The sequence below is a fragment of the Pseudomonas sp. KB-10 genome (genome assembly GCF_018221585.1).
Lineage (GTDB): Bacteria > Pseudomonadota > Gammaproteobacteria > Pseudomonadales > Pseudomonadaceae > Aquipseudomonas > Aquipseudomonas yangonensis.
In genome coordinates this window covers 16,839-30,368 of the sequence record NZ_QYYB01000007.1, presented here as the reverse complement: position 1 = coordinate 30,368, position 13,530 = coordinate 16,839, and the positions used below count along the sequence as shown (strand labels likewise).

Annotated in this window: 12 protein-coding genes; 6 read left to right on the top strand and 6 right to left on the bottom strand. The window is 65.5% G+C overall.

Going from position 1 to position 13,530, the window contains the following annotated elements; genetic code table 11:
* Positions 1–52: 52 nt before the first annotated feature.
* From DXK50_RS18455 to dksA, 4 genes are all read right to left on the bottom strand, one after another.
* A complete protein-coding gene (locus tag DXK50_RS18455; RefSeq protein WP_090435368.1) occupies positions 53–3,007 on the bottom strand; it encodes a sensor histidine kinase in 2,955 nt (984 codons plus the stop codon).
* On the bottom strand, positions 2,991–3,167 hold the full coding sequence (locus DXK50_RS18450; protein ID WP_003244646.1) for a hypothetical protein: 177 nt from the start codon (positions 3,165–3,167) through the stop codon (positions 2,991–2,993). The genes DXK50_RS18455 and DXK50_RS18450 overlap by 17 nt, the downstream gene beginning before the upstream one ends.
* A 136-nt stretch (positions 3,168–3,303) precedes the next feature.
* On the bottom strand, positions 3,304–4,188 hold the full coding sequence (gluQRS, locus tag DXK50_RS18445; protein WP_212631341.1) for a tRNA glutamyl-Q(34) synthetase GluQRS: 885 nt from the start codon (positions 4,186–4,188) through the stop codon (positions 3,304–3,306).
* A gap of 50 nt (positions 4,189–4,238) precedes the next feature.
* Complete coding sequence (gene dksA / locus DXK50_RS18440; RefSeq protein WP_013716970.1) at positions 4,239–4,685, bottom strand: RNA polymerase-binding protein DksA; 447 nt, start codon at positions 4,683–4,685, stop codon at positions 4,239–4,241.
* Positions 4,686–4,943: 258 nt separating this feature from the next.
* Between dksA and DXK50_RS18435 the strand changes: the two genes are divergently transcribed.
* Positions 4,944–6,125 carry a pyridoxal phosphate-dependent aminotransferase gene (locus tag DXK50_RS18435; RefSeq protein ID WP_161867167.1) on the top strand — a complete coding sequence of 394 codons (1,182 nt, stop codon included), beginning with the start codon at positions 4,944–4,946 and terminating at the stop codon, positions 6,123–6,125.
* On the top strand, positions 6,115–6,822 hold the full coding sequence (gene sfsA / locus DXK50_RS18430) for a DNA/RNA nuclease SfsA (RefSeq protein WP_212631340.1): 708 nt from the start codon (positions 6,115–6,117) through the stop codon (positions 6,820–6,822). Before DXK50_RS18435 ends, sfsA begins: the two co-directional genes overlap by 11 nt.
* A gap of 112 nt (positions 6,823–6,934) precedes the next feature.
* Here sfsA and DXK50_RS18425 read toward each other — a convergent pair whose 3' ends face one another.
* Positions 6,935–7,264, bottom strand: coding sequence for a Rieske (2Fe-2S) protein (locus DXK50_RS18425; protein WP_212631339.1), 330 nt, complete (start codon positions 7,262–7,264; stop codon positions 6,935–6,937).
* Positions 7,265–7,336: 72 nt separating this feature from the next.
* Positions 7,337–9,547, bottom strand: coding sequence for a TonB-dependent hemoglobin/transferrin/lactoferrin family receptor (locus DXK50_RS18420; RefSeq protein ID WP_212631338.1), 2,211 nt, complete (start codon positions 9,545–9,547; stop codon positions 7,337–7,339).
* A 191-nt stretch (positions 9,548–9,738) separates the two neighbouring features.
* On the opposite strand from DXK50_RS18420, the gene DXK50_RS18415 reads away from it, so the two are divergent.
* Genes DXK50_RS18415 through DXK50_RS18400 form a run of 4 tightly spaced genes read left to right on the top strand, consistent with a single transcriptional unit; the run spans position 9,739 to position 13,524 of the window.
* The gene (locus tag DXK50_RS18415; RefSeq protein WP_212631337.1) at positions 9,739–10,803 is read left to right on the top strand and encodes a hemin-degrading factor; all 1,065 of its coding nucleotides are present in this window, start codon (positions 9,739–9,741) and stop codon (positions 10,801–10,803) included.
* A 17-nt stretch (positions 10,804–10,820) separates the two neighbouring features.
* Entirely contained in the window at positions 10,821–11,720 is a 900-nt protein-coding gene (locus DXK50_RS18410) for a heme/hemin ABC transporter substrate-binding protein (RefSeq protein ID WP_212631336.1), read from the top strand.
* Between the two features lie 50 nt (positions 11,721–11,770).
* Entirely contained in the window at positions 11,771–12,757 is a 987-nt protein-coding gene (locus DXK50_RS18405) for a FecCD family ABC transporter permease (protein WP_212631518.1), read from the top strand.
* A complete protein-coding gene (locus tag DXK50_RS18400; protein ID WP_212631335.1) occupies positions 12,757–13,524 on the top strand; it encodes a heme ABC transporter ATP-binding protein in 768 nt (255 codons plus the stop codon). Before DXK50_RS18405 ends, DXK50_RS18400 begins: the two co-directional genes overlap by 1 nt.
* Positions 13,525–13,530 lie beyond the last annotated feature (6 nt).

Here is a 13,530-nt window from a genome sequence, read left to right as displayed (position 1 = left end):
AATTCGATCTCTCGACGGTCACGGTGGTGCCGTTGGCACCCTATATCGCTGTTTACATCGCTACGGACGTCGCCTCGACATGCCTTGGCAGGGTGACCCGAATGCGAGTGCCCAGTTGGCGCTCCGGGTCGGCCGGGCTGTCGATTGTTATTTGTCCATAATGCTCTTCCACGATCGAATAGACCAGCGCGAGGCCCAGGCCGGTCCCTTCGCCGGGATCCTTGGTGGTGAAGAAGGGTTCGAACAGACGGTCGATGATCGCCTTGGGAATGCCGCTGCCTTCGTCCTCGACGATCAGGTCGACGGTATGCTCGCTGGCCTCGCTGCGCACGCGGATGGCGCCGCCGGGCGGCGAGGCGTCACGGGCGTTGGACAGCAGGTTGATCAGTACCTGGGCCAGGCGCTGCGGGTCGCCGCAGGCCCAGTGCTGCGGATCGCACAGGTTGTAGAACTGGATATCGAAGTTGCGTTTGTTCAGCGACAGCAGGCCGATGGCGTCCTGTGCCACGTCGGCCAGGCATACCGGCTCGTCGCTGCGCTGGTGGCTGCCGGAGTGGGCGAAGCTCATCAGCGACTGGACGATACGTGACACGCGCTTGGTCTGTTCCAGGATCTGCCCGCTGATTTCGGTCAGCTCGCCGTCGTTTTCGCGTTCCTCGCGCAGGTTTTGCGCCAGGCAGGCGATGCCGGTGATCGGGTTGCCGATCTCGTGGGCGACACCGGCGGCGAGGCGGCCGATGCTGGCAAGGCGCTCGGAGTGCACCAGCTTGTCTTCGAGCATCTGGGTTTCGGTCTGATCCTCGACCAGCAGCACCAGGCCACTGTTACCGGGCGCCAGCGGTTCGTTGATGGCTGCCTTGTGCAGATTCAGCCAGCGAATCTGCCCGTCGAGCGCCAGATGCTGTTTGTGCAGGTGCTGGTCCGGGCGTTCGATGAAGTCCTGCAGCAGGCTCTGCCAGGGTTCGGCCAGGGTGCTCAGGCGTGAACCGACGATGCGCTGGGCGGGGATGTCGGTGAGTTCCTCCATGGCCCGGTTCCACATCAGGATTTCCTGGTCCTTGGCCAGCGAACACACGCCCATGGGCAGCTCCTGCAAGGTCTGGCGGTGATAGCGGCGCAGGGCGTCGAGCTCGGCGGCCAGGCCGGTGAGGCGCGACTGGTAATCCTCCAGGCGGCTTTCGATGAAGTGGATGTCCTCGGTGACATAGCCTTCGGTACCGGACTTGTAGGGCAGGAAGGTTTCGACGATGTCCTGCGCCACGCTCGGCCCCATCAGGCCGGACAGGTTGGCCTCGATGCGGTCGCGCAGGCGGCGAAGGGCATAAGGGCGGCTCTCGTCGAAGGGCAGGTGCAGGTCGCGCAGGGCCTGTTCCACTTCGCGCTGCGCGGTCTTGGCGCCGAGCGGCTTGGCCAGTTGTGCGGCAAAGTCCTGCGGAGACACGGCGACCAGCTCGCGCCGCTGCGGGCGGCGCACGTTGTCCACCGCGCAGGCTTCGGCGGCGCTCTTCTCCTCGGGGCTGGCCTCGGTGAACAGCGACACCAGGGTGAACATCAGGACGTTGGCCGCCAGTGAGGCGATGGCCGCCAGGTGCCAGCTGGCGTCATCGAGCACATAGATGACGTTGAACAGGGGCAGGTAGAAACCTTCCAGATTGCCCAGCAGCGGCAGCAGCATGGTCAGTGCCCAGACGCTGATGCCGGCCAGCAGGCCTGCTAGGAAACCGCGGCGATTGGCCGTCTGCCAATACAGCACCGAGAGGACGCCGGGCAGGAACTGCAAGGTGGCAACGAAGGCGACGATGCCCAGGTTGGCCAGATCCTGCTGGGCGCCGAGCAGCAGGTAGAAGCCATAGCCGGCCATGATGATGGCCACGATCAGCGCGCGTCGCGTCCACTTCAGCCAGCGGTAGATGTTGCCTTCGGCTGGCGGCTGGTAGAGCGGCAGCACCAGGTGGTTCAGCGCCATGCCGGACAGCGCCAGGGTCGAGACGATGATCAGGCCGCTGGAGGCCGACAGCCCGCCGACATAGGCAAGCAGGGCCAGGGTTTCGCTGTTGACCGCGATACCCAGACCCAGGGTGAAGTATTCGGGGTTGGTGGTCGCGCCCAGCTTGAGGCCGGCCCAGAGAATCAGTGGCACGGCCAGGCTCATCAGCAGCAGGAACAGTGGCAGGCCCCAGCTGGCGCTGACCATGGCGCGCGGGTTGAGGTTCTCGGTGAAGGTCATGTGGTACATGTGCGGCATGACGATGGCCGAGGCGAAGAACACCAGCAGCAGGGTGCGCCACGGGCCTTCCTGCAGCGGCGTATGCAGCGTGGCCAGTGCCGCCTGGTTCTGCACCAGCCATAGCTCCAGCTCACGCGGGCCGCCGAACACCTGATACAGCGCGTACCAGCCGATCACGCCGAGGGCGACCAGCTTGACCAGCGACTCGAAGGCGATGGCGAACACCAAGCCCTCGTGCTTCTCGCGCGTGGCGATATGGCGCGCGCCGAACAGAATGGTGAACAGGATGATCAGCCCGCAGTAGCTCAGCGCGACCTTCTCCTGCAGCGGCTCGCGGCTGAGGATACCGATGGAGTCGGCCACCGCCTGGATCTGCAGGGCCAGCAGCGGCAGCACGCCAATCAGCATGAACAGGGTGGTCAGTGCGCCGGCCCAGGTGCTGCGAAAACGGAAGGCGAACAGGTCGGCCAGCGATGACAGCTGGTAGGTGCGGGTGATGCGCAGGATCGGGTAGAGCAGCACGGGTGCCAGCAGAAAGGCCCCGGAAACCCCAAGGTAGCTGGCGAGAAAGCCGTAACCGTACTGGTAGGCCAGGCCGACCGTGCCGTAGAAGGCCCAGGCGCTGGCGTACACGCCCAGCGACAGGGTGTAGGTCAGCGGGTGGCGGATGATCCAGCGGGGGATAAGGCCCTTTTCACTGACCCAGGCGACACCGAACAGCATCAGCAGATAGCCGGCGCTGATCAGGATCAGTTCGCTCAGGCTAAAGCTCGTCAGCATCGCGTTGGCTCTGAAGAATGAAGGTGACGACGATCAGGATCAGCCACAGCAGATAGGGCCGGTACCAGGCGCCATTGGGGTCGATCCACCAGTCCATGATGGCCGGTGAGAACAGGTAGATCCCCACTACCAGGATCAGAACCAGTCGGTAGATATACATGTGACATCTCGTCGAAGGATGTCGCGATGGTAAAGGATGGCGCGCATCGCAAGCCACAAACTTGAAGCCGGCTCGCGTAGCCGGATGGAGTGCGGGAATGCCAGCCCATCGTTCCCGGGGTGCATCCGGGCTCCGGCTACTTCAATTGCGCTTCGGCCAGGGTGCGGCTGCGGGGAATGCGCGTGGCGTCCCAGTTGGCGATGCCCCAGGCCAGCAGCTCGGCCGGCGCCGCGCCTTGCAGTTCGGCGGGTGGTTGCTGGCCCAGCGCACGCAGGGCGCGCAGCAGCAGAGGCCCGGCCTGGTCGGCGGGCAGGGGCGGCGAACGGTAGCTCTTGCCCAGCTTGTGGCCGTCCGGCTGGATGATCAGCGGCACGTGCAGGTAGCGCGGTTGCGGCAGCCCGAGCAGCTCCTGCAGGTAGAGCTGGCGAGGGGTGGAGTCGAGCAGGTCGGCGCCGCGCACCACGTCGGTCACGCCCTGCCAGGCATCGTCCAGCACCACGGCGAGCTGATAGGCGAACAATCCATCACGCCGTCGGATCACGAAGTCGCCCACTTCACGGCCCAGTTGCTGACGGAACTCGCCCTGCACGCGGTCGATGAAGTGGTAGTCCAGCTCCGGTACGCGCAGGCGGATGGCCGCGTCCTGGTCAGGGTGGCAGGCGTTGCGGCAAAAGCCCGGGTAGATGCCGGCGTAGCCTTCCAGTTGCTTGCGTGAACAGATGCAGGCGTAGGCCAGACCCTGGCTGAACAGGCGGGCGATTACGGCGGCGTATTCGGCGTGGCGCTCGCTCTGGCGTACTAGTTCGCCGTCCCACTCGAACCCGTAGCACTCCAGGGTGCGCAGGATCGCATCCTGGGCGCCAGGCACTTCCCGCGGCGGGTCGAGGTCTTCCATGCGCAGCAGCCAGCGGCCGCCGACGGCGCGGGCATCGAGGTAGGAAGCGAGGGCGGCGACCAGCGAGCCGAAGTGCAGGTAACCGCTGGGCGTAGGGGCGAAGCGCCCGATGTAGGCTGTGTTCATGAAGCGAGGGCCAGAAACAGAGCGGGGCGCCTAAGCGCCCCGTCGTCAGATCAGGAACCGATCTGCTTTTCCTTGATTTCCGCCAGCGTCTTGCAGTCGATGCACAGAGTCGCGGTCGGGCGGGCTTCGAGGCGGCGAATGCCGATCTCGACGCCACAGGAGTCGCACCAGCCGTAATCGTTGTCTTCGATCAGCTGCAGGGTCTCGTCGATCTTCTTGATCAGCTTGCGCTCGCGATCACGGGCACGCAGTTCCAGGCTGAACTCTTCTTCCTGGCTGGCGCGGTCGGCCGGATCGGGGAAGTTGGCCGCTTCGTCCTGCATGTGGTGCACGGTACGGTCGACTTCCTGCATCAGCTCCAGCTTCCATTTATTGAGGATGCTGGTGAAGTGAGCGCGCATCGGCTCGCTCATGTATTCCTCGCCTTTCTTTTCCGGATAAGGCTCGAAACCACGAATCAGCTGGCTGGTGCTTTTGGCTTTTTCTTTTGTGGGCATGGATGACGCCTCTCACTCTTTCGAATCCATCGCGCAGGTTATTCCATTGCCAGGCGTTTGTCCGGCCCTGCGACTGCAAGCCGGCGAACTTACCAGATCGAATCGGGGCGCGCTACTCCCGGTTGTCTCCGCCTTGTCCGGGCTGTGAACGAAATCTGCATGGCTCCGGCTAGCAAGCGTAGCGGCGCTTTCACGTCCTTGCCGAGGCCTCGAGCTGCCCTGCTAGAATCCGCGCCTCGCAACCCTGAAGACGGACCTATGGCTCAGCTCTACAGCGCGCGCAGTCGCGCCATCGAACCCTTCCATGTGATGGCCTTGCTGGCGCGTGCCAACGAGCTGCAGGCGGCCGGTCACGATGTCATTCACCTGGAGATCGGCGAGCCGGACTTCACCACCGCCGAGCCGATCATCCGTGCCGGTCAGGCCGCGCTGGCCGCCGGACACACGCGCTACACCGCAGCGCGTGGCCTGCCGCAGCTGCGCGAGGCGATTGCCGGCTTCTACGCCGAGCGTTACCGCCTGAGCATCGATCCGCAGCGCATCCTGGTCACGCCGGGTGGCTCCGGGGCGCTGCTGCTGGCCGCCAGCCTGCTGGTCGACCCGGGCAAGCACTGGTTGCTGGCCGACCCGGGCTATCCGTGCAACCGGCACTTCCTGCGCTTGGTCGAAGGCGCCGCGCAGCTGGTGCCAGTCGGCCCGGACGTGCGCTACCAACTGACCCCGCAACTCATCGAGCGGCATTGGGATTCGGACAGCGTCGGCGCGCTGGTGGCGTCGCCGGCCAACCCCACCGGTACCCTGCTGCACAAGGATGAGCTGGCGGCGCTGTCCACCTGCCTCAAGCAGCGTGGCGGTCATCTGGTGGTGGACGAGATCTACCATGGCCTGACTTATGGCTGCGATGCACCGAGCGTGCTGGAAGTGGACGACGATGCCTTCGTCCTCAATAGTTTCTCCAAATATTTCGGCATGACCGGCTGGCGCCTGGGTTGGCTGGTGGCGCCCGCTGCCGCCGTGCCGGAGCTGGAAAAGCTGGCGCAGAACCTCTACATCAGCGCACCGAGCATGGCCCAGCATGCCGCGCTGGCCTGCTTCGAGCCCGCCACCCTGGCGATCCTCGAAGAGCGCCGCCATGAGTTTCAGCGCCGCCGCGACTATCTGCTGCCGGCGCTGCGCGAGCTGGGCTTCGGTATCGCCGCTACGCCTGAAGGTGCCTTCTATCTATATGCAGACATCAGCGCCTTCGGTGGCGACGCCTTCGCCTTCTGCCGCCACTTCATCGAAACCGAGCATGTGGCCTTCACTCCGGGCCTGGATTTCGGCCGTCATCAGGCCGGGCACCATGTGCGCTTCGCCTACACGCAGAATGTCGAGCGCCTGCAGCAGGCAGTCGAGCGTATCGCCCGCGGTTTGAAGAGCTGGAAGCCCGATGCGTTTTGATCCGCCGCTGGAAGAGGCGCGCCTGCTGCGTCGCTACAAACGCTTTCTCGCCGATATCGAGACCGCCAGCGGCGAGCAGATGACCATCCACTGCGCCAACACCGGCTCGATGCTCAATTGCATGAGCGAAGGTTGCCGGGTCTGGTTCAGCCGCAGCAACGACCCCAAACGCAAGCTGCCGGGCAGTTGGGAAATCAGCGAAACGCCGCAGGGGCGCCTGGCCTGCATCAATACCGCGCGGGCCAACGTGCTGGTGGAAGAGGCGCTGCGCGCCGGGCTGATCACCGAACTGGCCGGCTTTACCGCGCTCAAGCGCGAGGTGGCTTACGGGGTGGAGAACAGCCGCGCCGACTTTCGCCTGGATTACCCGGAAGGGCCGGCCTATGTGGAGGTCAAGAGCGTGACGCTGGGCTTCGATGGCAGCGACGTGGCGGCCTTTCCCGATGCGGTGACGCAGCGCGGCGCCAGGCATCTGCGCGAACTGGCGGCGCTGGCGCGGGCGGGGGTGCGCACGGTGCAGCTGTATTGCGTGAACCTTTCCGGTATTCGCGCCGTGCGGGCGGCGGAGGAGATCGATCCGGCATACGCGGCGGGGTTGCGTGATGCCAAGGCCGCGGGGGTAGAGGTGCTGGCCTACGGCGCCGAGCTGAGTCCCGAGGGGATCGCCCTGGTTCGCCGGCTGGAGGTATTGACGTAACGCGTGCTGCGCGCACCAGCTTCTGTTTCGGTAGCACGGCGGGCGCGATGTTGGCGTAGCCCGGATGCAATCCGGGAATCCAGTTTTCGCCCATCCCCGGATTGCATCCGGGCTACCTGGCTGCAGCGCCTTCGATCCAGACCCCGTGCGCGTCTTCCCTACATTCCAGTGCTTGCAGCGACTGCCCCTCGCAAGGCCCCGCCACGCATTCGCCGCTCTCGATGAGAAACAGCGCGCCGTGCGTCGAACAGCGGATCAGGCTGCCACTGTCGTCAAGGAAGCGATCCTTCTGCCATTCCAGGGCGATGCCGCGGTGCGGGCAGCGGTTGAGGTAGGCGTGGACCTGGCCGTCGCGACGTACGACCAGCAGGTTCAACTGGTCGATCACAAAGCCCAGGCTTTGGCCTTCGGCCAGCTCACTCGGGGCGCATAGGCGGATCATCGCGGTCTCCGTTTCAGATGGCGCGATTATCCCGCAGGAAGGAGGAGGGCGCATCCTTGCGCCAAGTGGAACTCAGAACTGCCAGGAAGCCGATACGCGGAAGCTGCGCCCGGGTTCGCTGTAGTAGTCGACGGGTTGCGGTGTGGTGCGGCCGCCAGCGCTGGGCACGTTGAGGGCGTTCCAGTACTTCTTGTCGAACAGGTTGAACAGGCCGGCCTGCAGCCTCACGCCGTCCAGCGCTGCCGGTTGCCAGTAGCCGGTGAGGTCGACCACGCCGTAGCCGGGGGCCTGGAAGTCGCCGTCGTTCTCGACCTTGTCGCGGCGGCGCGCGGCGGTCAGCATCAGGTCCGCGCCGTAGTGTTGCCGGGTGTAGCTGAGGCCGAGGGTGCCGGTCAGCGGGGCGACCGAGTTCAGGTGCTGTTTGGTCTCGCGGTCCTTGCCTACGGCCCAGGCGACCGAGGTCCAGGCCTGCCAGGAGGGCGCGAACTGCCAGTGCGCGGTGCCTTCGGCACCGTAGATGCGCACCTTGTCGCGGTTCTCCATCACCTCGAAGAAGGTCGGGAATTCGCCGGGCTGGAAGCCGTAGTCCGCTTCATTGGCGGTGATGCTGTCGATGAAGTTTCTGTAACGGTTGTCGAACAGGCTGACGGAGCCGCCCAGATGGTTGTCGCCCAGGCGCGCGCCGACCTCGTAGCCGGTGCTTTTCTCGGGCTTGAGGTTGGGGTTGCCGACTCGCGCGTAGCCCATGCCGGAGTTGGTGAAGGTGCTGTACAGCTCGTTGACGTCCGGGGCCTTGAAGCCCTGTGCCCACTGCGCGTACAGCGTAGCCAGCTCATGCGCCTGCCAGGTCAGCAGCAGGCTGCCGGCCCAGTTGGAGTCCCTGTTCTCGGTGAGCATCACGCTGTCGCCGGCCAGCACGTAACCGCTGGTGCCGCTGCTGGGCTTGTATTCGTAACGGTCGTAGCGCACGCCCGGCGTCAGGGTCAGGGTATCGCTGAGGGCGATGTCGTCTTTCAGATAGAGGCCATACAGATTGCCCGGCGTTTTCGGCATCTCGGCCTGATTGGTGTGCAGGTTGACGCAGGCAAAGTAGATGCCGGCCGGCGTGCTGTCCGGGCGCGGCGGGAAGGGCGGTACCAGCACGCTGGGGCAGGCATCGTAGCCGCTGCTGTACTGCTCGGCCTCGATGCGGCTCCACTCCGCGCCCAGGGTCAGATTGTGCTGGCCCAGCTGTTTGCCCAGGCTACTGGTGACACCGTACTGGGTCTTCTCGATCTCGTTGCTGCGGCCGAAGGGGCCGGCCAGCGTTCCGGCGCGGGTCGCCTCCACCTCATCCTCGCGGTGCAGCTTCTGCCAGTAAACGATGGTGTCGGCCCAGTCGAGCAGGCCGTCCGCGTTATCGGCGCGGTACTGGTGATCGAAGGACAGGCGCTTGCGCTGGTTGTTCTCGCGTGTGTCGTAGTGCCGAGGGTAGTTGGCAGAACCCTGGTTGATGCGGCTGTCCATGTCCTCGGTGCGTTCGAACAGTTCGGCGGTCACACCGACTCGGTGCCCGCCACCGAGCTTTTGCTGGACCTTTAGCAGCAGGCTGTGCTGATCGGTATCGCTGGGGTTGGCCTCGGTACGCTGGGTGCCCAGTACATCGCGATTGCCCTGAGTGTCGAGCTCGTGGCCCTTGCGTCCGCCGGCCTGGAGTAACCAGGAGGTGTCGTTGAAGCGACCGGCTAGGGCGGCATTGAGCCCCCAGCTGCGGTCGGCGCTGTCGTAGTCGTTCTTGACCAGGCCGGCGAACTCGTCCTTGTCGCCCAGCAGGTCATCCGGGTTCAGCGTACGCAGTTGCAGCGCTCCGCCCAGGGCGCCGGAGCCAACCTGGCTGGAGTTGGCGCCACGCACCACATCGATTGCGGACAGGCTCTGAAAGTCGATGCTGTCCAGGCCGCCGTTCACTTCGCGCACGGCGTCGTTCAGCCAGGGCATGCGGATGCCGTCGATGGTGGTCAGCACGCGGTCGCGGTCCAGGCCGCGGATGTTGATGCTGTTGTTGCTGCGGTTGAAGTTCACCCCGGGCTCGGCGCGTCGTGACAGGTCATCGAAGCTGCGGATCTGACGGCGTTCCAGCGTTTGTGCATCGGTCTGGGTGGTGGTCGGCAACGGCTGCTTGGCTGCTGCGGCAGTGATTTCGATGTCGGGCAGTTCGGCCGGGGTAGCGGCCAGGGCCAGGGAAGGACACAGCAACAGCAGCGCAAGCCAGGGGCGGCGAGCGTAGGGCGGGCGAACGAGCATGGTGCTACTCCATTGCATGCTTGGCAGTTCTGCGACTGCCTGGTTGGCGACGGCGCAAGACGTTAACCAGATTATTTAACTGATGCAAATAATTCTCAGGTAGATTATCGTTCTTCTAAATTGCACTGCCGTGCCGGTACGCGTTCGCGTCGGCGACGGTGGTGGTAACCGCCCGTGAGAGAGGAATCCCGATGAGTAGCGCAAACACCCTGGCCGCGCCGGCTGCCGATCTTTACCAGGCCTGGCAAATGTTACGTGATGAGCAACCGCGACTGCGCGCCCGCGAAGCAGCGGCGCAGCTGGGTGTCAGCGAGGCTGAACTGACTGCCAGTCGCCTGGGCATCGATGCACAGCGCCTGCGCCCGGACTGGGCCGAGCTGCTGCCGGCTCTTGGCAGCCTGGGGCACGTAATGGTGCTGACCCGCAACGAGCACTGCGTTCATGAGCGCAAGGGGCTGTACCGCGAAGTGAGTGTTGCCGCCTCCGGGCAGATGGGCCTGGTGGTGTCTGCCGATATCGATCTGCGTCTTTTTCTCGGTGGCTGGGCCAGCGTGTTCGCCGTTGCCGAGGAAACCGCCAAGGGCACCCAGCGCAGCATCCAGGTGTTCGACCAGCAAGGCGTTGCCGTGCACAAGGTCTACCTGACCGAGCGCAGTGAGCTGAGCGCCTGGCAGCCACTGATCGAGCGCTTCGCCGGTGAGCAGAGCGCCGAGTTGCAGTTGTTGCCGCCGCCCGTAGCACCAGCGCGCAAGGCCGACGCCGAGATCGACAGCCAGGCGCTGCGCGATGGCTGGGCGAAATTGCAGGACACCCACCATTTCTTCGCCCTGCTGAAGAAGCATGAGGTTGCCCGCACCCAGGCGCTGCGTCTGGCCGGCGAACAGTGGGCGCAGCCGTTGGCGACCTCCGAGCTGACGGTGCTGATGGAGCAGGCCGCTGCCCGCGAAGTGCCGATCATGGTGTTCGTCGGCAACCGCCACTGCATCCAGATTCACACCGGCCCGGTGAACAACCTGCGCTGGATGGACAGCTGGTTCAACGTGCTCGATCCCGACTTCAACCTGCACCTGCAGACCCGCGGCGTGGTGGAGCTGTGGCGTGTGCGCAAACCCAGTGTCGATGGCGTGATCACCAGTCTGGAGGCCTTCGACGCAGGCGGCGAACTGGTGATCCAGCTGTTCGGCGCGCGCAAGCCCGGTATGGCCGAGCGCGATGACTGGCGCGAGTTGGCTGAGTCGCTACCCGTGCTGGCCTGAGCAGAGGAGTCCAGACCATGCGTCTTGCCAATATCCTGGGCGGTCTGGCGGCCGTCCTGCTGTTTCCCAATCTGGTACTGGCCGCCGAGCCGTTACCGCAGCGCTGGGTAAGCTCCGGCGGAGCCCTGAGCGAGTGGGTGGTGGTGCTGGGCGGTGAAAGCAAGCTGGTGGGTGTCGATACAACCAGTCGCCATCCTGTGTCGCTGGCTAAGCTGCCCAGTGTTGGTTATCAGCGTCAGCTGGCGGCCGAGGGCATTCTCGCGCTGCACCCGGACCTGCTGCTCGGCAGCGAGGAAATGGGCCCGCCGCCGGTGCTCGAACAGTTGGCGGCGGCTGGGGTGCGCATCGAGCGCCTGACAGCGCGAGCCGAGCTGGACAGTCTGCAGGTCAACCTGCAGCGCCTGGGGCAGTTGCTCGGTGATGAGGCAGCGGGGCAACGCGCCTTTGCTGATTACCAGGCGCGCCTGCAGACCCAGCAGCAATGGGTCGAGCAGGCCCGACGCAGCCAGGAAGCGCCCGGCGTGTTACTACTGCTCGGACACGCCGGCGGCAGCCCGCTGGTGGGCGGCGTCGATACGGCGGCGGACTGGCTGATCACCCGTGCCGGGGGGCGCAACCTGGCCAGTCATAACGGCTACAAGGCACTGTCCAGCGAAGCGCTGCTGGCTCTCGATCCGCAAGTGGTGGTGGTCGCTGATCGCGCCTTGGAAGGCGATGCCGCGAGGCAGGCCCTGCTGCAGCAGAACCCGGCCCTGGCCGGTACCCGCGCGGCGCGCGAGGGGCGTTTGCTGGCGCTGGATCCGACCCTGCTGGTCGGCGGCCTAGGGCCGCGCGTGCCGGATGGTCTGGCGATGCTCGCCGCAGGCTTTTATCCTGCCAGCCAACCCCTGACTGCCGAAGCCAAGCGCGAGCCATGACCTCACCTTTTTCGACGCGCCCATTGTTCATCGCACTGGGCCTGCTGCTCGTGCTCGTGTTGTGGCTTTCCCTGGCGCTCGGGCCGGTCAGTCTGCCGCTGGGCGATACCTTGCGTGCGGCCTTGCGCCTGCTGGGTCTGCCCTTCGCTGCGGATGCATCGGTTCAGCAGGCCGAACTGATCCTGTCGCAGATACGCATGCCGCGTACCCTGCTCGGGCTAGCTGTGGGTATGGTGCTGGCCCTGTGCGGTGTGGCAATGCAGGGGCTGTTTCGCAATCCGCTGGCCGATCCCGGTCTGGTTGGCGTTTCCAGCGGCGCTGCGCTGGGCGCAGCGGTGGCCATCGTCGGTGGCGCCGCCTTCGGCGGTTTACCGGAAGCTTTCGCGCCTTATCTGCTGTCAGCCTGTGCCTTCGTTGGCGGCTTGCTGGTGACGGCGCTGGTCTACCGCCTGGGCCGGCGCGACGGGCAGACCAACGTGGCGACCATGCTGCTGGCCGGCATCGCGCTGACCGCATTGGCTGGTGCGGCCATTGGTCTGTTCACCTACCTGGCTGACGATGCGACGTTGCGCACCCTGACGTTCTGGAACCTGGGCAGTCTCAACGGTGCCAGCTATGCGCGGCTCTGGCCGCTGCTGCTGGCCACGCTGGCCGTGGCGCTGTGGTTGCCGCGACGGGCACGCGCGCTGAACGCGCTGCTGCTCGGCGAGTCGGAGGCACGCCACCTCGGTTTCGATGTCGAGCGACTCAAGCGCGAACTGGTGTTCTGCACGGCGCTGGGGGTAGGCGCTGCGGTGGCCGCCGCCGGCCTGATCGGTTTCATCGGCCTGGTGGTGCCGCATCTGATGCGTCTGCTGGTCGGCCCCGATCATCGTCTGTTGTTGCCGGCCTCCGCACTGGCCGGTGCAAGCCTGTTGCTGCTGGCCGACTTGGTTGCACGTCTGGCGCTGGCACCTGCCGAGTTGCCGATCGGCATCGTCACGGCGCTGATCGGCGCGCCTTTCTTTCTCTATCTGCTGGTGCGGGGGCGGAGCTGATGCTGCGGGTCGAACGGTTGGAAATTCGCCGCGGGCAGCAGGTGGTGCTCAGCGGCATCGACCTGCAACTGCGCCCCGGTGAGGTGCTCGGCGTGTTGGGGCCCAACGGTGCGGGCAAGAGTACCTTGCTGGCGGCGATGACCGGCGAGCTGCCGGCCAGTGCCGGGCAGGTGACGCTGGATCAGCGTGCGCTCGATGCCTGGTCCGGGCCGGAGCGGGCCAGGCGCCTGGCCGTGCTGCCGCAGAGCTCGAGTCTGAATTTCGCCTTCCGCGTTGAAGAGGTGGTCGCCATGGGGCGGCTGCCGCATGACAGCGGACGCGTGCGCGATGCGCAGATCATCAAGGAGGCGCTGCATGCGGCCGATGCCGCTCACCTGGCGGGGCGCAGCTACCTGGCCCTGTCTGGCGGTGAGCGCCAACGCGTGCACCTGGCGCGGGTGCTGGCGCAGCTATGGCCAGGCGGTGAAGGGCAGATTCTGCTGCTCGATGAGCCGACTTCGATGCTCGATCCGCTGCATCAGCATACCTGCCTGCAGGCGGTTCGCCGCCTGGCCGAATCCGGCGCTGCCGTGTTGGTGATTCTTCATGACCTCAACCTGGCCGCACGCTACTGTGATCGCCTGCTGTTGCTGGATCAGGGTAGGGCGCATGCGCTGGGTACACCTGCCGAGGTATTGCGTGCCGAGCCGCTGCAGGCCGTGTTCGGCCTGGAAGTCCTGGTGCAGACTCATCCCGAACGCGGCCATCCACTGATCGTCGCGCGCTGAATGTTG